Here is a 236-nt window from a genome sequence, read left to right as displayed (position 1 = left end):
CCATAGACCTGCAATCCCGGTTCGGTGGTTTCCACCCGCATTTTCACGCCGGATGTCGCGCCGGTCAAATTGGCAACCGGGTGACAGGTGCGCCGGGCCGTGGCCAGACAGAAATTATGGTCAACCTGGCTGTGGCCAAGCGCCCGTGCAGCGCGGAAATCAAACGCGGTTCCGGCCAGTGCATCGGGCGCGCCCAGCGGGATCATTTCGGCGTCGACCGGCAGATAGGTCTCTGC

The 236-nt window shown here is 63.6% G+C and carries 1 protein-coding gene; it reads right to left on the bottom strand.

Annotated elements, in window-relative coordinates:
* Nucleotides 1–206 (bottom strand): aldose epimerase family protein (locus tag Q4528_RS16045; RefSeq protein WP_303522758.1); only part of this gene is annotated, 206 nt, incomplete at its 3' end.
* Nucleotides 207–236: the final 30 nt, after the last annotated feature.

This window comes from Staphylococcus pasteuri (assembly GCF_030547725.1).
Taxonomy (GTDB): domain Bacteria; phylum Bacillota; class Bacilli; order Staphylococcales; family Staphylococcaceae; genus Staphylococcus; species Staphylococcus pasteuri.
Note: the sequence above shows the minus strand (reverse complement) of the source record. Positions and strands in the feature narration are given on the sequence as shown.